Below are 22,132 nucleotides of genomic sequence, written 5' to 3'. Positions count from 1 at the left end.
ATGCCTGCCACAGTACGCATCAGCGAATCCGCCCGCGTCGGTCTGCGTGCGGTCCTGATCATCCTCGCCGCCGTCGTCCTCCTCATCCCCGTCGTCGTCAGCACCGCTCAAGGAGCCTCCCGCCTCGACTACGGGCGGATCGACTCGACCGAACCGCTGCCCGAAGCGATGAAAGAACTCAAGATCGGCCTCGACTCCGGCGGTGCCGTCGACATCAAGACCGCCGATGTCGCCGAGGCGACCGTGAAGCTCACCGGCACCGGTCCCCGTGACAGCTCCGCGAACCTTGAGGTTCACAGTCGAGCCGATACCGCCGAGGTGGCGGTGAAGAACGGCGGGAAACTCGAGAACACCCGGTTGACCGTCACCATCCCGACCAGTGAGGCGAAAGACCTTGCGCTGGACTTCGACGGCAACTACGGCCGGTTCGACGTCACCGGCGACTTCGCCGAGATCAACGCTGATACCGGCGGTGGAACCGCGAACGTGACCGGTTCGGCTCAGAAGGTGCGGACCACGAGCGATTGGGGTGCCACCTACCTGGACGGTGACTTCGGGACGGTGTCGGCCAAGACCGGGGTCGGTGCCATCGAAGGCGAGAACCTCAGCGTCAGCGACCGCATCGACGTGGTCAGTTCGACGGGAACGGTCGATCTCGACTTCACCAATCAGGCGATGCCCGTCGGCGGAATCATCGCGAAGACAGAAGAAGGTTCGATCGACATGCGGGTGCCGAATCTCAAGCTCACCTCAGAAGAGCTGGATGAGGACTTCTTCTACCGGATCAACGCGAAGTCCAATGACGGCACCGTCGACCTCGCCTCCGATCTGGAGAAGTACGATGTGGCGGATGACCCGAAGGAAGCCAAAGGCAAGATCCTCGTTCCGGTCTCGGCCACAGCCGATACTGGTACCGTCACAGTCAACCAGAACTGAGAAACGACCGGCGCACGGGCGGCCTCGACTGCGGGCCCGCCCGTGCGGCGTCTGAAGGGTCGACGATCATGCAGATCACCGTCTATGGAGCCACTGGAACCTTCGGCAGGCAGTTGGTGCCCCAGCTGCGCGAACGCGGACACACTGTCATCGCCGCTCATCGCGGAAGCGGAGTCGACACGGTGACCGGTCAGGGAGTCGCCGAGGCGGCCGAAGGCAGCGACGTCCTCGTCGACTGCGTCAATCGGCTGACGACGAATGCGCGCAAAGCCATCGATTTCTTCTCTCGCAGCTCCCGTTCGATCGCCGAGGCGGCCGCCGAACAGCCCGGCACCTCCGTGGTCGTCCTGTCGATCGCGTTCCGCCCCGAGGCCGCCGAGTCGCGGCTGCTGGGCTACTACCAGGGCAAAGCCATGCAGGAGCGGATCTTCCGCCGGCTCGTCCCAGACGAGCAGCTGCTGATGTTCCGGTCGGCTCAGTGGTTCGAACTCGTCGACACGATGACGGTCAAGGCCGGGCCGCTGCGTTTCGTGCCGAAGATGCGCGTGCAGGCCCTGGCTGTCGCCGAGGCGGCCCGCATGATGGCCGAAGCCATCGACGCGCGCGAGCGCGGCACGATCGAGGTCGCCGGTCCCGAGATCAGCGACTTCGCTGAGATCGCCCGCCGTCTCACCGCGGCAAGAGCCCGGAAGGCAGGTACGAGACGTGCGAAGGTCATCGGCATTCCCCTGCCCGGGCCGATGGCCCGCGACGGACTCATCCCACCGTCACCGAGGATGTCCGACGTGACCGTCGACGAATGGGTGCGCTCGGTCTGAGTACCGGATGAGGCGTTGAGTCCCGTGTGAAGCGCTGATCCGGTTCCCAGCGCAGCGACCCGAATCCAGGGCAGGGGTATCATCCGTTCCGGAGGTAATCATGGATTGGATGGAATACGGGCTCGACTGGGTCGACGCGGTCAGGATCGTCGTCTCATGCGTGGCCTTCTACTTCGGGATCATTCTGCTCCTGCGCATCTTCGGCCAGCGCACGCTGGCGAGTCTGTCGAGTTTCGACGTGGCCGCGATCATCGCGATCGGTGCGATCATCGGCCGGTCCATCCTCGGCGATACACCGACTCTGGCGGGCGGAATCCTGGGTCTGGCGACCCTGCTGATCCTGCAGGCGCTCAGCGGATTCGGCCGACGCTTCGGATTCGTGCGCAGCTTCGTGAACTCCCCTGCGGTGGTGCTCATGGCCGGTCCCGAGATCCTCACGCACAACCTGTCGAAGAGCCACGTCGACCATGACGAACTCATCGCCAAACTTCGATCTGCCGGCATCCGCAATCGTGATGAGGTGGCGTGCGTGATCCTCGAATCGACCGGTCAGATCAGCGTCATCCGGCGCGGTGCCCCGATCGCCGAGGAGATGCTCACCGGGGTCGTCGGCGCTGATCGGGTGCCCCGAGACAGCTGAGATTCAGTCGAGGCCGAGAACCTTCGCTCCGTTGGCCCACAGCACCGAGCGCATCCAATCGTCACCGAGGCCCAGGGCGGCGAGCCCCGAGATCTGGTCGACGTACGGGTAGGGGATGTTCGGGAAATCCGAGCCGAGGATGACCTTGTCCTGCAGTCGGGCCAGGCGGTCGCGGTAGTCGGGGGCCACCTCGGCGGGGGTGGAGAAATACCCGGAGGCGAACATCGTCGTGTCGAGATGGACGTTGTCGTATCTCTCGGCGAGGTCGGCGAATTCGTCGTACTCGGGCATGCCCATATGGGCGATGACGAATGTCAGCTGCGGGAACCGCTCGAGGACGTTCGCCACCGCCTGCGGGCCGGTGTACTTGCCGGCCAGGGGAGCGGATCCGGCATGGATGACGATGGGCACGCGCGCTGCTTCGAGAGCCTTCCACGCGGGGTCGAGGACCTCATCATCGGGTGAGAACACACCTACCTGGACGTGGACTTTGAACAGCGTCGCCCCGGCCGCCAGCGCCTTCGGCACGTAGTCGGCGCACTCGGGCTCGGCATAGAGGGTGCCGCAGTGGATGACGTCGCCGTGGGCGGCGGCGAACTCGGCGTTCCATTCGTTCAGCCACGCGGCCATTCCGGGTTTGTGTGGGTAGGTCAGGGCCGGGATCGCGCGCAGGCCGAGCTCGCGGACGATATTCAGGCGGGTGTCCGTGTCGAATCGGTAGTTGATCGGCCAGTCGCGGCCGTAGTTGTCCGCGGCATTGTCGAAGTACTCCCACACCTTGTCGAGCACGTTCTGCGGTAGGAAGTGGACGTGGATGTCGGCGAGTCCCGGTAGGCCGAGGGCGCTGACGTAGTCGGGGACCTCGGCATCGGAGCGCGGCGGAACGGTCATCGTATCGGGGACCTCGACGACCCGGCCGATCGTCGTCTCCGGGGCGGGATTCGCGGTCGTACGGGCAGGTGAGGGGGTCTGAGTGGCTGCACCATCGGAGTCGTCCATGGCCCCACTCTATGACCTCGCCGCCCGGGTCTTCAGCGCTCGCCCATGCCCGACGCATAGACTGCCCGCATGAGCCTGCGCGATCCGTTCACGATCCCCACTCCGTTCCAGGTTAGACCCGTGGGGCAGGCGCCGTACTGGCCTCCGGGGCAGACCGTGACCTGGACGTTCCGTCGTTTCGATTTCGGCCGCGACCTCGCCGAGGTGGCCCGCCCGATGCGTGTCATCGCCGACGGACCCGAGGGCTCTGTCCTGTGGTTGGCCGGGGGTACCCCGACACAGGAGACCCGCATCGTCGGGTGGGAGGACGCGAACGCCCACGATGTGCCGTTGAAGGCACGGTTCCGGCCGCTGGCCGAGGCGCCGACGAGGATCAATGTCGAGGGCACGTGGCGGGGGCGCGGGGTGCTCAAGATCGTCCCTCCCGAGGTTCCGTTCTCCGTGTGGGTGTTGCTCAAAGATGCTGTGGGCGGTGTCGATCGTCCAGAGTTCGGCGGCGTGCGGGTTGAGTGGTACATCAATCTTGAGGCCACGCACCGTCGCACCAACAATTTGCTGTTCACCAGCGATCACATCCTCGATATCACCTTCCCGATCGCGTCTATGCCCCTGCACGCCGAGGACGGCCGGCTCGACCCGACCGGCGCCGTGTTCAAGGACGTCGACGAACTCGCCGCGGCGGCGAACTATGGAGCGTGGCCGAAGGAGTGGTCGGAGATCATCCGGGACAATGGCAGCCATCTGCTCGACCACCTCGGCGATTTCGGTTGGGCCTTCGATCCCGAATGGGAGACGGTGGCCCGCGATCTGGTGGGGAAGGCCCGACTGGGTGCCGCCTCGGTTTCAGAAAAATCGTTCGATCAGGAACATCGGGCGATTCCGAATGGTTGTTATGACCGACAGCATCGGTGATCGTCGCGGATGCACCTGTCGCCTCAATGAAGCACACAAGCGAAGAATGATCTGCTGCTGAAAGGAACCGTCTCCATGACGACCAACCATCGGATTCGCCTGAACTCGCGCCCCGTGGGCGCTCCCACTGCAGAGAACTACCTGCTCGACGAGGTGCCTGTGCCGACCCCGGGCGAGGGGCAGGTGCTGCTGCGCACCCTCTATCTCTCGCTCGATCCGTACATGCGCGGGCGGATGTCGGACGCGAAGTCCTACGCCAAGCCCGTCGAGGTCGGCGATGTCATGGTCGGAGCCACCGTGTCCGAGGTCGTCGAATCCAATGCCGATGGCTTCGCCGCCGGTGAGATCGTGCTCGGCTACGGCGGTTGGCAGGAGTATTCGGTCGAGTCGACCGGACACCTGCGCAAGATCGACCCGGAGATCGCGCCGATCTCCACTCACCTCGGTGTGCTCGGCATGCCCGGGTTCACCGCGTACGCGGGTCTGCTCGAGATCGGTCAGCCCAAGGCCGGCGAGACCGTGGCCGTGGCCGCTGCGACCGGTCCTGTCGGATCCGTCGTCGGACAGATCGCGAAGATCAAGGGAGCGACAGCCGTCGGCATCGCCGGCGGACCGGACAAGATCGCTCACCTGCGTGAGCTCGGCTTCGACGTGGCGTTGGACCACCGGAGCGGGAACTTGCGGCAGGAGCTGAAAGATGCTGTGCCACAGGGACTCGACGTCTACTTCGAGAACGTCGGCGGAGACGTGTTCAACGCCGTGCTGCCCAGGCTCAATACCTTCGCGCGCGTTCCCGTGTGCGGACTCGTTGCCAACTACAACCTCACTTCGCTGCCGGAGGGACCGGACCGTTCGGGTGCGCTCATGGGCCAGATCCTCACGAAGTCGCTGTTGGTCCGCGGGTTCATCCAGACCGAGTTCGCCGAACGTCTGACCCCGCAGTTCCTTACGGACATGAGCGGCTGGCTCAAGGAAGGCAAGGTCCGCTTCCGTGAGGACATCCGCCCCGGTCTCGACAAGGCTCCCGAATACTTCAACGACCTGCTCACCGGCGGAAACTTCGGCAAGATGGTCGTCGCCGTGGGTGTCGAGAGCTGAGGCTTCGGTTCATCACCGATGTCGCGCGGAAGAGGCGGCGTCGGCCGAGACTGGCCGACGCCGCCTCCATTCTGTTGAAGTCCGCATCGCGATTCAGGCCGGGAGGTACTCGGTGACGGGGAACGAATTCCTCACGACCTGACGCAGTTCGTCCAAACTGCTGGTCGGATCGACTTGTCCGACCGCTCGCGCCTGGACGAGCAGATTGCCGATCGCCGTCGCCTCGACAGGCCCGGCGATCACCTTCCGTTCAGCACGGTTCGCGGTCAGCTGGCAGAGCAGAGTGTTCTGCGAACCGCCGCCGACGATGTGGATCGCCTCGACGTTTCTCCCGGTCAGCTGCTCCGCAGTCGCCAGGGTCTTGGCATACGCGGCGGCGAGGGATTCGAGGATGGACCGGACCACCTCGGCGCGGGTGCGCGGAGGTTCGACACCGTGCTCAGTGCACCAATCACGGATGCGCGTGGGCATGTCCCCTGGCGGGGTGAATCGGTCATCGGACGGATCGAACACGGCAACGGGAGTCTCGATCGCTGCAGCCTCGGCGAGCAGGCTCTCGAGGTCCGAACTGCGCTGGGCATCGGTGGCGTCGTGTTCCCACTGCCGCATCGATTCGCTGAGAAGCCACAGACCTGACACGTTCTTGAGGAACCGGATCGTCCCGTCGACTCCGCCCTCGTTCGTGAAATTTGCCTGGCGGGCTGCCTCGGTCACAACCGGTTCGTCGATCTCGAGTCCGACAAGAGACCAGGTGCCGCTGGAGATGAATGCCGAGTTCGTCCCTTCCAGAGGAACTGCGACCACCGCCGAGGCGGTGTCGTGGCTGCCCACGGCCGTAACCTGGATCGGTGCGGTGGCCCCGAGACGCTGAGCCACAGGTGGAGAGAGTTCGCCGATGCGCTCGCCCGGAGCAATGAGATCAGGCAGCAGATCGGCAGGCAGCCCGAGATTCTCCATGAGGCCGGTGTCCCAGCTGCCGTCATGAACTGAGAGCAGCCCAGTGGTAGAGGCGTTCGTAAGCTCCGAGCGCATCTGACCGGTGAGCCAGAAGGCGATGAGATCAGGAACGAGCAAGGCTCGGTCGGCGAGGTCGAGGAACCCGGATTCGGCTTCGACCGCTAACTGGAACACGGTGTTGAAGTCGAGGTGTTGCAGACCGTTGTGCGCGAAGAGCTCGTCCGGGGCAACGCGTTTGTGGACGATTTCGACACCGCGCAGATTCCGTCCGTCCCGATAATGGTGCGGAATTCCGAGCAGCTCACCACTGCGCAGCATTCCATAGTCGACGGCCCACGAGTCGATGCCGATGCTCACCAATCCTGGACTCCTGAGGAAGGCTTCTCGGAGGCCCATGCTCAATTCGGCGAAGAGTGACTGGATATTCCAGTGCATGCTCCCGCCCAAGAACTGCGGCACATTCGCGAATCGAGCCACGGGCTTCATACGCAGCACACCGTCGCTCACCCCGCCCATGATGACCCGGCCGCTCGTTGCGCCCAGATCGACCGCGGCGAGAGTGAGACCGGCAGCAGAATCAGTGGTGTCCATATGTGTGAGGATCTCCGTTCGAACGCGGCTCAGCGCAGGAACGCTGCAGCGACACCGGCATCGACGGGCACGTGCAGACCGGTCGTATGCGAGAAGTCGGAAGTACACAAAGCATAGACGGCGTTGGCCACATTCTCCGGAACGACCTCGCGGCCGAGGATCGTCCGCTGAGCATAGAACTTGCCGAGGTCCTTCTCTTCCACCCCATAGGTCTTGGCGCGCTGGGCGCCCCAACCGCCGGCGAAGATTCCGGAGCCGCGGACCACGCCGTCGGGGTTGATGCCGTTGACGCGGATGCCGTACTTGCCGAGTTCGGCGGCGAGCAGTCGCACCTGGTGGGCCTGATCGGCCTTGGTGGCCGAGTAGGCGATGTTGTTGGGGCCCGCGAAAACGGAGTTCTTCGAGGAGATGTAGACGATATCGCCGCCCATGCCCTGGTCGACGAGGATCTGCGCGGCGTTCTTCGACACGAGGAACGAACCCTTGGCCATGACGTTGTGCTGGAGGTCCCAGTCCTTCTCCGTGGTCTCGAACAGGGACTTCGACAGAGAGAGTCCGGCGTTGTTGACGACGAGGTCGATGCCGCCGAAAGCGAGCACCGCTTCATTCAGTGCCGCCTGCACTCCGGCTTCGTCGGAGACATCGGCGGCGACCCCGATGGCGACATCGGTGTTGCCGAGTTCGGCGGCTGCCACCTGGGCTTTCTCGAGGTCGAGGTCTGCGATGACAACGCAGGCGCCCTCGTTCGCCAAGCGGGTGGCGATGGCCTTGCCGATGCCGCTGGCGGCACCGGTGACGAAGGCGATCCGCGAGGCCATGGGCTTGGGGGCCGGCTTGCGCTTGAGTTTCGCCTCCTCCAGTGCCCAGTATTCGATCCGGAACTTCTCTTCTTCCGAGATCGGGCTGTAGCTCGAGAGCGCCTCGGCGCCGCGCATGACGTTGATGGCGTTGACGTAGAACTCGCCGGCGACGCGAGCGGTCTGCTTATCGGCACCATAGGAGAACATGCCGACACCGGGGAGCAGGATGATGGCCGGATCGGCACCGCGGATGGCGGGGGAGTCGGCGGTGGCGTAGCGATCGTAATAGGCCTGGTAGTCCGCGCGGTAGGCCTCATGAAGGGCCGGCAGGGCGGCGACGATGTCCTCGACCGAGGTATCGGCGGGCAGGTCGATGACCAGGGGCTTGACCTTGGTCCGCAGGAAGTGGTCGGGGCAGCTGGTGCCGAGTTCCGCCAGCGGGGCGAGCTTCTCACTTGCGAGAAAGTCGAGGACGACATCGGAGTCGGTGAAGTGGCCGACCATGGCGCGGTCGGCCGAAGCGATCCCGCGCAGGTGAGGGGCGAGGGCGGCGGCCTTGGCGCGGCGCTCGGCCTCGGGGAGGGCGGTGAAGCCCGAGCGGGTGGCACCGAAGGGTTCGGCTGCGCCGTTGTCCTCGATGTATGTGGCCGCGGTGTCGATGATCCAGCGGGAGTTCGCCTCGGATTCCGCCGAGGTGTCACCCCAGGCTGTGATCCCGTGGCCGCCGAGGATGGTGCCGATGGCCTGCGGGTTCGCTTCCTTGATCGCGGCGATGTCGAGTCCGAGCTGGAAGCCGGGGCGGCGCCATGGCACCCAGACGACCTTGTCGCCGAAGATCTGCTTCGTCAGTGCTTCGCCGTCCGCTGAGGTGGCGATGGCGATTCCGGAGTCCGGGTGGAGGTGGTCGACGTGCTTGGCGTCGACGAGCCCATGCATCGCGGTGTCGATGGAGGGAGCGGCTCCGCCCTTACCGTGGAGGGTGTAGTCAAAGGCCGCGACCATCTCGTCCTCGCGTTCGATGCCGGGGTAGGTGCCGGTCATGGCGCGCATCCGGTCGAGACGGAGCACCGCCAGTCCTTCGGGCGTGAGCGTGCCGAGGTCCCCGCCCGAGCCCTTGACCCAGAGGAGTTCGACCTCTTCGCCCGTAACCGGGTCGACATCGGTGCCCTTCGCCGAGGAGTTCCCTCCTGCGTAGTTGGTGGTGCGAGGATCGGCTCCCAGCGAGTTGGATCGCTGGACGAGTTCTTCCACGGTGGGGTTGATGGCGGTCACGGGGGCTCCCTTGGGTGAGTGACGATGTGTGCGTTCATGTTTAATTTAACAGTTTGGCACATGTTTGGGAAGAGGTGGCGGTGCGTCGGTAGGTAGGGTTGCCGGGTGGGTGGCCATTGGTGCGGGTCGGCGCGGATTTGGACAAGCTGCGGATCGACATGTGCCTTGAGGGTCAAGCGGCCCAGTCGGATAGGTTCAGGATCTGCGTGGCGAGGCCGTCGGATTTTCGCTCGCCCGTGCCGATTCGATGGACGGTGCTGGGTGCTGCCTGTCGAGGTGCCTGGCCATTGGGGTGCCGCCAAGAGTTGCGCTTCGCTTTCGGCAATCCTGGGATTACCGGAGTCAAGCATCGTGTCGACGCGGGCTAGGTGGATGTCGATGACTGCTTGCACTTTTTCGGGGCCGAGTCGGCCAAATTTTCGTAGGAGCTCGACGTCGTTCTTGACGGCACGCAGAACGCGATGAGTTCGGCTGTGGTCGGCACTTTCGAGCGTGTTTGGCACGTCGACTGCGTCTTCAGCCGTGTTGGACATGCGCAGGAAAACGAAGATCTGCTCTCGTAGTGAATTGCCGGTCCATGCGGACCTCCATTCGCGCGTGTCGATAAGGAGGTCCGCGATGTCCAATGCCCAGGCTGGACGCCCATCGCCTCGTGTGAGAAGCTGCATGATTACGGAAGGTCTTGTGATACCGCGTTCGCGGAGTGTTGCTCCGAGTCCATCGCGAGTAAGCAGTTCAACCTCGGGGTGGACCAAGTCGGGGAAGTGATCTGCGATCCGGTCAGTTCTGTGCGGCCAGCACCTCGCAATGATGCGGTAGTCGAGTTTCTCCGCGTGGCAGAGGTGCAGGAGCAGATCGACGTCCTGCCTTCGTACGCCGGAGGCGCCAACCATGACAAGGGCAGGCTTGGTAGCGATGAGGTCATCGAGGAGTCATTCGGGTGTGGGGCTCCGCTCGAGAAACAGGGCGCCGTCGAGTGTGCCGGCTACGTGACTTTTTCAAACGCCCGGAACTCCGAACAGGACCACACGTTGGTCGACGTAGTCGAGCAGATTCATCCCAACCACTCCCGCGTTGAACTGCATCCTCATCAGTGGACGTGTCCCATGCGGCGAGCCTATCTCCGAGCGCCGACGCCGGTTGCGCGCTGACGAAAGAACACTGGTGATTGGGGAGGTGCTAGTGGTTGAGCTGAGCCGATTCGCGCGACTTCGCGAAGCTGCTAACGTTCGTTTCGATGTCAGCCGCGAAGGTACTAGTCAAATAAACTCCACCAACCCCCGTGACCCGTCCAACCGCGAATCCCCCGGGTCCAACTCCGTCACCAGCATCGACACCTCATCCAGCGCCAACGACTTCGCCACCGACACCTGCTCCAGCTTCGATGAGTCCGCGCACAGCACTGTCCGCCGAGCATGCGCCGCGAAGACCTTCTTCACCTGGGCCTCCGCCAACGACACCTCGGTGCATCCGGCTGAGGCATCGACCCCGCCGGTCGAGGCGAAGAACATTTCGGTGTGGAAGTCGGCGGCATTGCGTGTCGCCAATTCCCCCACCAGGCTGCCTGTGCTCGGCTCGCGCTGACCACCTGTGAGCAGGGCGGTCACTCCGGCCAAACGGTCGAGCGCCTCGGCGGTGGGGGCGGAGTTCGTGAGCACGGTGAGATCTTCGCGGGGACCCATCGCCTCGGCGAGGGTGGTGATAGTGCTCGAGGCGTCGAAGGCGATGACGCCGCGCATCGGAATGAGCGAGAGGGCCTTCTGGGCGATAATCGACTTCGCCCCGGCGCGAACGGCCTGGCGCTGTTCGAAGGGGCGGGCGGTGACTACGGGCACGGCGCCGCCCCTCACCCGACGCAACAGGCCTTCGTCCTCGAGTTCGCCGAGGTCACGGCGGATCGTCATCGACGAGACATCCAGCGAGGACGCCACCTGCTCGATTCGGAGCTCGCCGTTCGCATCCAGCAACGCAAGGAGCTTCTGCCTGCGCTCCTGGGAGGAGAGACTTGAACCGATGACCATGGTTCTCATCCTAGACGGGACCCCTACCGATCCCGCGCCACCTCGAGCAGCCGCCCGAACCGCTCCAGCTTCCTCTCATACGCCTCCCGCATCGCAACATCGGGCGTGAACCGCGACCGGATCTCCCCGCTGAACCCGCGGATGTCCGCAATATCCAGTCGTCCGATGGCCAGTCCACCGAGGAACGCCGCGCCGTGCGCCGCACCATGACCGGTCCTCGGCCTGGCCGCCTCGACCTGGAGCACATCGGCCTTGATCTGCATCCACACATCCGAGGCCGAACCCCCGCCGGTGCTCAGTATCCGCGGCACTTCGAAACCGTGCTCGTGCAGGATCCGCAGGTCCGTGGCCAGCGCCAGGGCATTGCCCTCCATCGCGGCGAGCATGAGATCCACCCCGTCGCTGCCCAGATCGATGCCGTCGATGAGCCCTCGCGTCCGCTGATTCCAACTGGGCGTGCGCTCCCCGGCCAGCGCCGGGACGAATGTGAGCCTGGACGGCCGCGACCTCTCCTGCAGTGGCCCGAGTTCGCGCAGATCCTGCTCACCGCCGGCTGTGCGGTTGAGCCAGTCCACAGTGGCACCCGCGGTGACCTGGGCGGTGATGAGCAGATCGACACCGGGAACACAGTGGCGCGAGTGGATGAAACCGGGGACACGGGTGCCGCCCGGCACCGGGAGGATCGTCACGCTCGAGAAACCGCTCATCTCGACGAGCGGATCACCCACCTCGAGGGCTCCGGCCTCCAGGGCGCTCCCGATCGAATCGATGGCGCCCGCGGCCACCGGAGTCCCGGCCGGAATCCCGGTGAGCGAGGACGCCGCCGAGGTGACCGTGCCGATGATCTGAGTCGTGGGCACCACCTCGGGCAGCAGTTCGAGGCCGAAGCCCGCCCCGGTCAGGCGTTCATCGAACCGTCCGGACGCCTCGTCGAAGGCCTGCATGAGCGAGGCGGTGCTGTCGTCGAGAGCCGCCGCCCCCGTGAGTCGGTGGGCGATGAAGCCATTGGCGCTGAGCACCTGCGCCGTGCGCACGGCGATCTCCGGACGCTCCTCCTGCACCCAGGCGAGCTTCGCGGTGCCGAAGAAGGGATCGCCTCCGTGCCGGTGTCCCGGAGCGATGTTCTCGATGCGCTCGCCCTGGCCCACGGCCCGTCGGTCGAGCCAGGTCAGTGCCGGCCCCGCCGCGACACCGCAGGCGTCGATGGGAACCAGGGTCGGCGCCTGACTCGTCACCGCCACCGCCGCCACCGGGTCCCCGGCGACCACGGTCGAGCAGATGTCGAGCAGCGTCGACCACCACACCTCGGCGTCCTGTTCGGCACCGTCGCCGTCCTGCCTCACGGTGGTGGGATACCGGGCGACTGAGTCCCGAAGCATCCGGCCGTCCATCGACGAGGCGACGACCTTGACCCCGGAGGTGCCGACGTCGATTCCGAGCAGAATCTCCATACTCATCGCGCTGCCTCGGCGGGCGTCGAAGTGGCAGTCTTCGAAGGCGTACCGTCGACCGACGCAACCGGTGCCGCCGCACCCGCAGCGAACGGCCGTGCCTCGGTGAGCGGGTGCAGTGGTGCCTCGCCGTCGAGGGCCAGCCGCAGCTCCCGGGCTACACCGTGGGCGGCACGCTCGGCGGTCTGAGTGCTGGCACCCGCGATGTGCGGGGTGACGACGATATCGTGGCCCGCGCGGGCCAGCTTGAGGATCCGTTCGTCCATGTCCACGGGCTCATCGGGGAAGACGTCGAAGGCTGCGGCGCCGAGGTGACCGGACTCGATCGCATCGGCGACGGCACCGTAGTCGACCAGCGGTCCGCGCGCGGCGTTGACGAGGATGCTGCCGGGCCGCATGAGGCCGAGGCGACTGGCGTCGACGAGGTTCTCGGTCTCCGGAGTGAGCCGGGCATGGATCGACACGGCATCGGCCCGGGAGAAGAGCTCGTCGACCTCGGCGACACGGGTGACGACTCCGTCGAGGGCACCCGCGGGCAGGTACGGGTCGTGGACGAGCACCTCGGCGCCCATGGCACTGAGCACCGTGGCTACATGGGAGCCGACGGCACCGGCACCCACCAGCCCGATCGTCGAGCCGGACACCTCGCGGCCGACCTGGTCGTGGCGGTAGAAGCCACCCCGCCATTCGCGGTTCATGAGGGTGTTATGCGCGACGGGAATCCGACGGAAGGCCGCGAGCAGCAGCCCCAGGGTCATCTCGGCGGTGGCGATGCCATTGCGGCCGGGAACGTTGACGACGAGCACACCGCGCTCGCGGGCCGCCTCGACGTTGATATTCGTCGGTCCGCCTCGGGAGACGCCGATGAAGCGGAGCTGGGGGCAGGCTTCGAGCACCCTCTCGGACACCGGCGCGAGCTGGGTGACGAGTGCGGTCTTGCCGGCAAGTGCCGCGATGAGCTCGTCCTCGGTCCCGGAGGCCTCATTCACCTCGGCGACGGAACCGAAGGGGACATCCGGCCAGGGAAGAAGCAGCTCCTCGATCTCTGCCCGTCCGGGGAGCTCGGCCTCGAGCGCCCGGGCGAAGGTGCCGGGGAGGATGAAGTTGTCGCCTGCGGCCAGAACGGCTGGTGTCGTGCTCATCGTGTTTCCTTGTCTCGTTCGTGTGTGCGTGCTGTGTATCGGAAGTCTTTGTGTGGATCGGTGGGTGTCTGCGTGTGTTGTCGAAAGTGTGCCATGTGCCGGACGCCCGGCACTCGCTTGAGGTAGCGGCACCCTGAAATCAAGGACCGGCACCCTAATATTGGGAGTATGGGGTCATTGGCATCTGAAGAGCGACGGAACTGGCTGCTGTCCGAACTCAAGGCCGCGGAATCGGTCTCCCTCACAAGTGCCGCCCAGGCCTTGGGCGTGAGCGAGATGACAGTGCGCCGCGATCTCGACTCCCTCGAATCGGCTGGGCTCGCCCGGCGCGTGCGCGGGGGAGCGGTGTCCTCCGGACCGGTGAGCTTCGAGAACCGCGATCGCAGCCATGCCGCGGAGAAGCGCGTCATCGCCGAGAAGCTGCTCCCGCTCGTCCCTGCCGAGGGCGTCATCGCGATGGACTCCTCGACGACGATGCACCGCCTCGCGAGCCTCATCACGGGAGCCGGCCGTCTGACGGTGGTGACGAACGGCCTCCTCACCTTCGAGACCCTGCAACGGCGCCCCGGTGTCATCGCCGTCCTCACGGGCGGCACGGCGGACGAACGCAGCGATTCGCTCGTCGGCCCGGTGGCCACCGCGACGCTCGACTCCATGCGGTTCCCCGTCTTCTTCGCCTCGGCGGCGGCCATCGACCCGTACGGCTGCTCCGAGGACACCTTCGAGGAGGCGGAGGTCAAACGGGCCTTCTCCCGTGTCTCCGCCGAGTTGGTCGTCGGGGCCCATGCGCAGAAGCTCGGGCGGACGGCGACTGCCTCGGCGGTGCGGGCCGAGGAGATCACCACCCTGGCCACGGACCTCGCCCCGGGAACGAGGGAGCTGGACGCATATCGCGATTCGATTGCCACGATTCTCTGATCCTCCGGATGCCGGGCCCGATCAGGCCCGGGCCGAACCCGGCGTCTCCGGAGTCTCGGGGACGGCGGGGTCCACCGGTGCGACATCTTCCGGGGAATCCGGTGAGCCCGCGCCGACGGCGGATGCGGCCGGCGCCACGGGCTCCGTGGCAGCAGCCGCCGCGGAGCCCGCAGCCGCCTCGGCGGTCTCCCGATCGGCCTTCGCCAGCGCATCCTGATCGACCTTCTGCAGGAAGCTCAGCCCGAAGGACACGAGGTAGGTGCAGGCCAGGGCGATGACGGTGCCGGTTGTGCCGATGGCGTCCCAGAGCAAAGTGACGATGAGCGAACCGATGAACTGGGACAGTCCGGCGGCGAGGTTGAGCAGTGCGACAGCGTTGCCGCGGCGATGCGGGTCGAGTGCCGGCATGAGCGCCGAGAGCGGAACATAGGCGGCGATGGCGAAGCCGAAGACGATGACGGCAATCGCGGTGAGCCAGGGATTGGGTCCGAAGACCGTCGGCACGAAGTACATGAGCAGGGTGGCTGTGAACATGCCGATCGCCCCGAACCAGCGCACGGTGCGCACCCAGCCGATCTTGTCGCCGAGCACTCCCCACATGAGGTTCGTGAAGACGGTGACGAGGTAGACGAGGCTCCACAGCTGCAGCCATGTCGTCTGCGCGAAGCCGATATCGCGGACGAAGACGATGGGCAGCATGACGATGAAGCCGTAGAGGGAGACCTGGTTGATGATGCGCTGGATCATGCCGTAGGCGAGCTGCACGTTCTGGAAGGGCATCGCGATAGTCTCGCCGAGGACCTTCCCGAGACCGGCGGCGGTGCGCGGTCCGGAGTGCTCGGGCCCACGTCCCTTGACGAGGAATGCCGCCATGATCCCGCCGACGAGGACGAAGCCGATCGAACTCCACAGCGTCGGGAGTTCGCCCATGACGGGGATGACGAGGCTGGGAAGATACGAGCCGAAGACTCCGACACCGATGGAGTAGAAGCACCAGAACCAGCCCATCGCCGAGGACAGACGGTTCGAGGGCGCGGCATAGGAGATCCAGACGACGAAGCCGTATACGAACATCGGATAGGCGAAGGCGCGGATCGCGTAGAGGATGAGCGTCGCGGTGTAGTTGGCCTGCATCACGCCGAAGAGCAGAAAGCCGATGTGGAAGACGATCCAGGCGACCACGGCGATCGTCATCACCCGACGCGGTCCGAAGTATTCGGCGAGGACGCCCGAGGCGAAGGCCGCGATCGCAGCCATGAGGCCGTAGACGGTGAAGATGGTGCCGATCTGGCCGGTGTTGAAACCGACAGAATTGGACAGGTAGTCGGAGAGGAACGCCTGCTCCAGGCCGTCGCCGGTCATGAAGAAGGCGATCGCCACATATCCCCAGAACAGGGACATCGACAACCCGAGGAAGTTGCGTGTAGGCGCCGGGGGCGCAGTGGTCGTGGACATCAGATGCTCGACTCCTTCGTCATCGAAACTGTGCCCCATGGCACATGCACATGTAAGAGTATGTCATATCATGTGAGAAGTTGTGAAGAATAATCGCCGAGGTGAATGCGCGAGAGGGAGCACCGCCCGTGGGCAGCGCTCCCTCCTGCGTGATCCCGGCTTGCGCGATCAGCGGCTCATTCGTCCTCGCTGATCGCCTTCATGGCTTTCCAGCCGTGGGTGACCCCGCCGCCGGCGCGCAGAGCGGCGGCGACCATGACGGCCTCGGATACATCGGCCTGGGAGGCCCCGGCCTTGACGGCGCGCCGGGAATGGTCCTCGATGCAGTAGGGGCACTGCGTGGTCACCGCGACGCCGACGGCGATGAGTTCACGGGTGGCCAGATCCAGATTGCCGGTGTCCTTGGCGAACACGGCCTTGTCGAACCCGAAGAAGGCCGAGACCATCTCCGGTGCGCCCTCCTTGATATCGGTCATGAACGTCGCTTCATTGGTGTGCGAGTGCATCTGCTGGTCCTTTCGTGGGGTGATTGGTGGCGGAGCCCGGAGTCTCCGGGCGCTGCTGTCCCGGAGCCTCCGGGGGATCAGAGGGTCTCATGCGGCGGGTCGTTCGGCGTCGACGATAATCGCGGTGATGACGGCGGCGGCGAGGAGCGAGATCGCGCCGACGGTCAGTGCGCCGGTATAACCGGTCACCAGCGCCTCGGCGGATTGAGTGATGAGGGCGGCATCGCCGTCCTTGCGCCCCTGGGCCAGCCGTGCGAGCGCATCGGGCACATGATTGCTGGTGATGGCGACGGCGATGCTCGAGGTCACGGCCATTCCCATGGCGGTGCCGATCTGCTGGCCGGTGTTGAGCAGTGCGGAGGCGATCCCGGTGTCCTGGGGTGCCGCACTGCTCACGGCCGCCGAGGTGAGCGGCACGAAGTTGAGAGCGAAGCCGAAGGCGGTGGCGAAGATCGCCGGCATCAGATGTGCCCAGTAGGAGGTGTCCGTGCCGATGAAGGTCAGCGAGAACAGGCCGGCGGCGGCGATGAGCATTCCGACTCCGATCACCCAGCGCGGGGCGAGGCTGGCGGCGAGCTTCGAGCTGATCCCGGCGCCGAGGACGATGCCGATGGCGAAGGGCAGCCAGGCCAGGCCGGTCTGCAGGGGCGTGAAGTCGAGCACGTACTGCATATAGAGGTTGAGCAGGTAGAACATGCCCAGAGGGCCGAAGGAGACCATGAGCATCCCGAAGTATGCACCCGAGCGGTTGCGATTGCCGAAGATCCGCAGAGGCAGCATCGGATCGGACGTCCTCGACTGCACCAGGACGAACACGAGCAGCAGGACCGCGGCGGCGCCGAGAGATCCGAGGGTGACCGGGTCTGACCACCCGTGTTCGCCGCCGCGGGTGATGGCATAGACGAGGGACGCCATGGCTCCCGTGCCGAGGACGGCGCCGGGCATGTCGAGTCGTCCCTGATGGCTGTCGGCCTCGACCAGGGTCCGAGTGCCGGCGAGCAGGATCAGCCCGATGGGGAGATTGAGATAGAACATCCAATTCCAGCCGAGGGTGCCCGCGAGCACACCGCCCACGAGGAGCCCGACGGCGATGCCGAGGCCCGACATCGCCCCGTAGAGAGCGAGCGCGGTGGTTCGCTGCTTGCCGGCGGGGAAGGTGGAATTGATCGACGCGAGCACATTCGGCGCGGTCAGCGCCGCGCCGACGCCTTGAATGGCGCGAGCGAGGATGATCATGATGCCGCTGGTGGACAGTCCCGCGAGCAGTGCTCCCGCCATGAAGACGATGAGTCCGATGCGCAGCAGACGGCGACGTCCGTAGAGATCGCCGAGGCGGCCGCCGAAGAGCAGGAGGGCCCCGAAGAGGAGAATGTAGGCGTTGACGACCCAGGGCATCGTGCCGGCTGACATGCCGAGATCGGCCTGGATGGCGGGCAGGCCCACATTGGCGATGACGTCGTTGAGGACGATGAGCAGCTGGCCGCCGGAGACGACGAGCATCGGGACGAGGAGTCCCTTCCTCGTCGGTGCTTCGGCGCGCTGCCCGGCGGGAGCGGTGGATGATGTGGATTCGGTGGATGGAGTGGTCATCGGTGTCCTATACCTCATAGGGGTATTATCGGAGCTCACGATACCCCCATGGAGTATTCCAAACAAGTCTCGGCGGCCATACGGGTGGCGCCTCGCCTATGACGAATCGCAGGTGGGGGCTCCGATCCGATGACATAGCATCGAGATGGGGATGATGCCTATTGACAAGGAGCGGCGATGGCGGAGACGAACGATGTTCCGGGCGGTGGCGGTGAGGGCAACCCGGACGGTGGCGGTGGGATTGCCGGTCGCCCCGGCCGGTCCCGTCCGTTCATTGCGGCAGGGACGACCGCGGGTGTGGCGACTCTGTTCCTGCTGCTGCGGCTGATGGCCGTTGCCGACTGGAACTGGGGGACAGCGTCCTCGATCGCCGAGACCCTGGACTTCTCCGATGCTCTCCCGATCGTCCTCGGCACCCTCTTCGCGGAACCGACTCTCACCGGCATTCTGCTGGCGGTCCTGCTGCCACTGGCGTTCATCGAGCTGATCTGGCCGGCCGTCGACCTGGGGCGGGGCCGGACCCTGAGCGAACTGCTGTTCCCTGCGGCGCTCCTGGCAGCCTCGGTGACGTGGTTGCTCAGTTTCCGCTCACTCTGGTTCGTTGTCGGTGCTCTCGGGGTCGGAATCCTCGTCGTTCTGCTGCGACTGCTGTGGCGTGAGGGGGTTGGTCATGATCTGGTGGGTCGGTTGCTGCGGCGGCTCGGAATCGCCTCGGTGGTCGGATTCCTGGTGCTGGCCGTATTCGTCGATACCCCGTGGATGGCGCACGAGGAGATCACCGTCGATGGGCAGACGCATACCGGTTATGTGCTCACCGCAGAGGCAGGATTCATCCGGGTCCTCACGGATGAGCGGGAGGTGCTCATCATCAGTTCCTCGGCCATCACCGGCCGCGGTATCCTCGACTGATCCGGGCCTTCGCCGATGGCATGGGATGCGGGCTCAGGCGCCCCAACCGGCCTGGGCTCCGCCGACGCGGTCGGCTGCGATCTGCTCCTGGTAGCCGGATTCGCGGAAGGCACGGATAGGGTCGGCCGGCAGTCCGCGGGATACTCGCCAGTCAGCGAGGTCGCCGCGCACATCGGTGTAGAACGCATCCATGAAGATGTCGTTGGCGGTGATGACATCGCCGGCCCGCTGAGCCTCGGTGAGTGCCTCTGTGTCGATGAGGAGTGCGCGGGCGGTCATCTCCTGGACATTGAGCACAGACCGGATCTGACCTTCGATCTTGTTCTCCACGTTGTGGCACTGGTCGAGCATGAACGCGATATCGGGACTGTTGAGGCCGTCTCCGCGAATCACCTCGTGGATGATTCGGAAGAGCTGGAATGGATCTGCGGTGCCGACCATGAGGTCGTCATCGGCGTAGAACCGGGAATTGAAGTCGAACGAGCCCAGCTTGCCCAGGCGCAGCAGCTGCATGACGATGAATTCGATGTTCGTGCCCGGAGCATGGTGGCCGGTGTCGAGGCAGACCAGCGCCTTGTCGCCGAGCGCTGCGACCTGGGTGTAGCTCGTGCCCCAGTCGGGCACATCCGTATGGTAGAACGAGGGCTCGAAGAATTTGTATTCGAGCACCATCCGCTGTTCCTCGCCGAGACGGTCGTAGATCTGGGAAAGCGAATCGTGGAGGCGGTCCTGACGGCCCCGCATGTCCGCTTGGCCAGGGTAGTTCGATCCTTCGGCCAGCCAGATCTTGAGGTCCCTGGATCCCGTTCGATCCATGACGTCGATGCATTCGAGATGGGCGTCGATGGCCTTGGCGCGGATGCGATCGTCCTCATGGGTGAGGGCACCGAATTTATAGTCGTCGTCCTGGAATGTGTTCGAGTTGACGGTGCCCAAACGCACCCCGAGTCCGGCGGCATGGGCAGCCAGATCATCGAAATCGCAGAGGTCCCACGGAATGTGCAGGGCCACCTGTGGAGCGAGTCCGGTGAGTTCGTGGACCTTTGCGGCATCGGCGATCTTCTCGAATGGGTCCCGCGGTGTGCCCGGGGTGCCGAAGACCTTGAACCGAGTACCGGAGTTCCCGAACGCCCAGGAGGGCAGTTCGATCTCCTGTGCGGCGAGCTGATCGGTGATGTCGGCGAAGGTGGGGCGAGCGGTCATGAGAATGGGTGTTCCTTACTGTTGCTGTGATGCTGAGTTCAGGGCAAGGGCTGAGGGATCAGCGGGTCGCTGGATCCGATGCAGTGGTCACTCGGGGGTGTACTTCGGCCCGGGCCGCAGCGAGTTGGTCCTCGAGGTGGAAGACCTCGCGGATTCGTTCCGGTCCTGCGTCGAACGACCCGCCGGCAGTGAAGTACGGAGACATCGACTGCTGCCAAGCAGCGTTGATCTCCGTCAGCTCCATTCCCTTCTGCGCGGCCTCGTAGTCGTCCGTTTCGAGATAGCCGATGACCATGCCGGTCGGATCCGCGAACAGGGAGTAGTTGCGCCAACCGGCGGATTCGAGGGCCTCGAGCATGTCCGGCCATACGGCCCGGTGGGCCGCGACGTACTCATCGAGGCGGGCAGGATCGACCTGCATGCGGAAGCACACCCGCTCCATCTCAGCGTTCCCTGACTGCGGTGGAATCGGTCGAACCGGATGTTGCGGTTCCGTCGGTGCGGATATTGCCCGCGGCCACCTCGGTGGCGTGATCGGCATCGAGGAGGCGGCCGTAGCGTTCGATCTCGATCTCTTCGAGGGTCTTGTTCTGGGTGTTCGGTGCCCAGATCATGCCGATGAGCAGGGCTGCGACGAGGAGTCCGACGATGAGGAACCCGACGCCGTGGATGCCGGTCTTCTCGAGCATGAGAGGGAACCACAGGGACAGGACGCCGACCATGACTCGCACGATCATGAACATGAAGCCCTGGGCTGAGGCACGGTAGCGGGTGGCGAAGAGCTCGGCCGCCCACAGTCCGTAGAAGGCCTGAGCGCCCAGTCCGGATGAGATACCCCAGCCGATGGCGAAGACGAGGAGGGAGAACCAACCGGCCGGTCCCCAGATGAGCACGGCCCAGGCGATGACGCCGAGTCCGGCGCCGAAGCCGTAGAGCCAGCGGCGGGAGACCTTGTCGCCGTAGCGCATGAAGCCGAAGAACGTTGCGGCGCTGGTCAGACCCCAGACGAGGACCTGCAACAGGTACTGGGAGCGGGCGTCGGTGAGTCCGGTGGCCTCGTAGATGCGGGGCTGGAAGATTCCGGCCTGACCGGCCACCGTGTTCCACAGGCCGTAGACGCCGATGAGGAAGAGGAGTGCTGTGATGTTCTTCTTCTTGGTGAACATCTCAAAGATCCCGCGGTAGGTGCCCACGGTGTTCGGGTTGGCCTGCTTCTCCGTCCAGCGACGCGATTCGCTCAGCCCGCGGCGGACCCACCAGGTGATGAAGGCGATGACGAAGAGGTGGGCGAAGATGATGCGGGAGCCGAGCAGGCCCATGGGTTCGAGCAGGGCGGCCAGGAGGAAGCCGATCATCGGCCCGATCGACCAGGCCAACTGGGCCACACCGACATGGCCGGCCCGACGGCCGTCGGGGGCCTCCTCGGCGATATAGGTCCAAGCGGCGGTGACACCGGCACCGACGGCGATGCCTGTGAGGACGAAGCCGATGAGCAGCGAGGCGAAGTTGAACGCGAAGATCGCGAACAGCGTGCCGAACATGTACAGGAGCAGGTCGTAGGTATAGATGAACTTCCGACCGTAGCGGTCACAGAGCGGACCGCCGATCGCCGCACCGATCGCGGCACCGAAGGCGTTGGCGCTCAAGGCGGACAGCAGGCCGACGGCCATGCTGTCGAGGCCGAATTCGGTCTGCCACAGGCTGATGCTCGTGGCGATCGCGATGATCGAGCCGGCTTCGATGTAGTTCGACATAGCCACGGCGACCGTGGCCTTCCATTTGGACGACGTCGTTGTGTCCTTCATAGGTTCCTCCAGGATGGCTCGGTGATCGCGACTTCGCGAATCCGACGGGCTTGATGGTGACGGTGAAAGGTGTGAGTGTGAAAATCGATAGTATTGAAACGTTTCAATA

Annotated in this window: 19 protein-coding genes; 7 read left to right on the top strand and 12 right to left on the bottom strand. The window is 65.1% G+C overall.

Annotated features, from left to right (window positions below):
* The 3 genes from D3I60_RS00625 to D3I60_RS00615 all read left to right on the top strand — a co-directional run bounded on the left by D3I60_RS00625 (position 1) and on the right by D3I60_RS00615 (position 2,394).
* The gene (locus tag D3I60_RS00625; protein ID WP_262774033.1) at positions 1-936 is read left to right on the top strand and encodes a DUF4097 domain-containing protein; all 936 of its coding nucleotides are present in this window, start codon (positions 1-3) and stop codon (positions 934-936) included.
* A 68-nt stretch (positions 937-1,004) separates the two neighbouring features.
* Positions 1,005-1,754: an SDR family oxidoreductase gene (locus tag D3I60_RS00620; protein WP_262774031.1), complete on the top strand. Its 750-nt coding sequence runs from the start codon at positions 1,005-1,007 to the stop codon at positions 1,752-1,754.
* Between the two features lie 100 nt (positions 1,755-1,854).
* Positions 1,855-2,394, top strand: a complete 540-nt coding sequence (locus tag D3I60_RS00615; RefSeq protein ID WP_262774029.1) for a DUF421 domain-containing protein — start codon at positions 1,855-1,857, stop codon at positions 2,392-2,394.
* Positions 2,395-2,397: 3 nt separating this feature from the next.
* Here D3I60_RS00615 and D3I60_RS00610 read toward each other — a convergent pair whose 3' ends face one another.
* Positions 2,398-3,393 (bottom strand): amidohydrolase family protein, encoded by a 996-nt coding sequence (locus D3I60_RS00610; protein ID WP_346659541.1) that lies wholly within the window; start codon positions 3,391-3,393, stop codon positions 2,398-2,400.
* A gap of 69 nt (positions 3,394-3,462) precedes the next feature.
* Between D3I60_RS00610 and D3I60_RS00605 the strand changes: the two genes are divergently transcribed.
* Entirely contained in the window at positions 3,463-4,305 is an 843-nt protein-coding gene (locus tag D3I60_RS00605; protein WP_262774027.1) for a DUF402 domain-containing protein, read from the top strand.
* Positions 4,306-4,380: 75 nt separating this feature from the next.
* Complete coding sequence (locus tag D3I60_RS00600) at positions 4,381-5,403, top strand: NADP-dependent oxidoreductase (RefSeq protein WP_262774026.1); 1,023 nt, start codon at positions 4,381-4,383, stop codon at positions 5,401-5,403.
* A gap of 93 nt (positions 5,404-5,496) precedes the next feature.
* On the opposite strand, the gene D3I60_RS00595 is transcribed toward D3I60_RS00600, so the two are convergent.
* From D3I60_RS00595 to D3I60_RS00575, 5 genes are all read right to left on the bottom strand, one after another.
* Complete coding sequence (locus D3I60_RS00595) at positions 5,497-6,951, bottom strand: rhamnulokinase (RefSeq protein ID WP_262774025.1); 1,455 nt, start codon at positions 6,949-6,951, stop codon at positions 5,497-5,499.
* Positions 6,952-6,980: 29 nt separating this feature from the next.
* Positions 6,981-9,023 (bottom strand): bifunctional aldolase/short-chain dehydrogenase, encoded by a 2,043-nt coding sequence (locus tag D3I60_RS00590; protein ID WP_262774023.1) that lies wholly within the window; start codon positions 9,021-9,023, stop codon positions 6,981-6,983.
* 1,259 nt (positions 9,024-10,282) lie between these two features.
* Positions 10,283-11,044: a DeoR/GlpR family DNA-binding transcription regulator gene (locus D3I60_RS00585; RefSeq protein ID WP_262774021.1), complete on the bottom strand. Its 762-nt coding sequence runs from the start codon at positions 11,042-11,044 to the stop codon at positions 10,283-10,285.
* Between the two features lie 23 nt (positions 11,045-11,067).
* Entirely contained in the window at positions 11,068-12,501 is a 1,434-nt protein-coding gene (locus tag D3I60_RS00580) for a xylulokinase (protein WP_262774020.1), read from the bottom strand.
* Positions 12,498-13,637 (bottom strand): 2-hydroxyacid dehydrogenase, encoded by a 1,140-nt coding sequence (locus D3I60_RS00575; RefSeq protein ID WP_262774019.1) that lies wholly within the window; start codon positions 13,635-13,637, stop codon positions 12,498-12,500. The genes D3I60_RS00580 and D3I60_RS00575 overlap by 4 nt, the downstream gene beginning before the upstream one ends.
* A gap of 177 nt (positions 13,638-13,814) precedes the next feature.
* On the opposite strand from D3I60_RS00575, the gene D3I60_RS00570 reads away from it, so the two are divergent.
* Positions 13,815-14,555 (top strand): DeoR/GlpR family DNA-binding transcription regulator, encoded by a 741-nt coding sequence (locus D3I60_RS00570; protein WP_262774018.1) that lies wholly within the window; start codon positions 13,815-13,817, stop codon positions 14,553-14,555.
* A gap of 21 nt (positions 14,556-14,576) precedes the next feature.
* Here D3I60_RS00570 and D3I60_RS00565 read toward each other — a convergent pair whose 3' ends face one another.
* The 3 genes from D3I60_RS00565 to D3I60_RS00555 all read right to left on the bottom strand — a co-directional run bounded on the left by D3I60_RS00565 (position 14,577) and on the right by D3I60_RS00555 (position 18,106).
* On the bottom strand, positions 14,577-16,010 hold the full coding sequence (locus D3I60_RS00565) for an MFS transporter (protein WP_262774016.1): 1,434 nt from the start codon (positions 16,008-16,010) through the stop codon (positions 14,577-14,579).
* A gap of 176 nt (positions 16,011-16,186) precedes the next feature.
* Entirely contained in the window at positions 16,187-16,516 is a 330-nt protein-coding gene (locus D3I60_RS00560; protein WP_262774014.1) for a carboxymuconolactone decarboxylase family protein, read from the bottom strand.
* Between the two features lie 87 nt (positions 16,517-16,603).
* The gene (locus D3I60_RS00555) at positions 16,604-18,106 is read right to left on the bottom strand and encodes an MFS transporter (protein ID WP_262774012.1); all 1,503 of its coding nucleotides are present in this window, start codon (positions 18,104-18,106) and stop codon (positions 16,604-16,606) included.
* 177 nt (positions 18,107-18,283) lie between these two features.
* On the opposite strand from D3I60_RS00555, the gene D3I60_RS00550 reads away from it, so the two are divergent.
* Positions 18,284-19,015 carry a hypothetical protein gene (locus D3I60_RS00550; RefSeq protein WP_262774010.1) on the top strand — a complete coding sequence of 244 codons (732 nt, stop codon included), beginning with the start codon at positions 18,284-18,286 and terminating at the stop codon, positions 19,013-19,015.
* Positions 19,016-19,048: 33 nt separating this feature from the next.
* On the opposite strand, the gene rhaI is transcribed toward D3I60_RS00550, so the two are convergent.
* The 3 genes from rhaI to D3I60_RS00535 are packed head-to-tail and all read right to left on the bottom strand — an operon-like array spanning position 19,049 to position 22,023.
* A complete protein-coding gene (gene rhaI / locus D3I60_RS00545) occupies positions 19,049-20,218 on the bottom strand; it encodes an L-rhamnose isomerase (protein WP_262774008.1) in 1,170 nt (389 codons plus the stop codon).
* Between the two features lie 58 nt (positions 20,219-20,276).
* Positions 20,277-20,660: an L-rhamnose mutarotase gene (locus D3I60_RS00540; RefSeq protein ID WP_262774006.1), complete on the bottom strand. Its 384-nt coding sequence runs from the start codon at positions 20,658-20,660 to the stop codon at positions 20,277-20,279.
* Position 20,661: 1 nt separating this feature from the next.
* Complete coding sequence (locus D3I60_RS00535; protein WP_262774005.1) at positions 20,662-22,023, bottom strand: MFS transporter; 1,362 nt, start codon at positions 22,021-22,023, stop codon at positions 20,662-20,664.
* Positions 22,024-22,132 lie beyond the last annotated feature (109 nt).

The organism is Brevibacterium permense, assembly GCF_025506275.1.
Taxonomy (GTDB): domain Bacteria; phylum Actinomycetota; class Actinomycetes; order Actinomycetales; family Brevibacteriaceae; genus Brevibacterium; species Brevibacterium permense_A.
The sequence above is the reverse complement of the archived record's forward strand: the minus strand, read 5'-3'. Positions and strand labels throughout refer to the sequence as shown.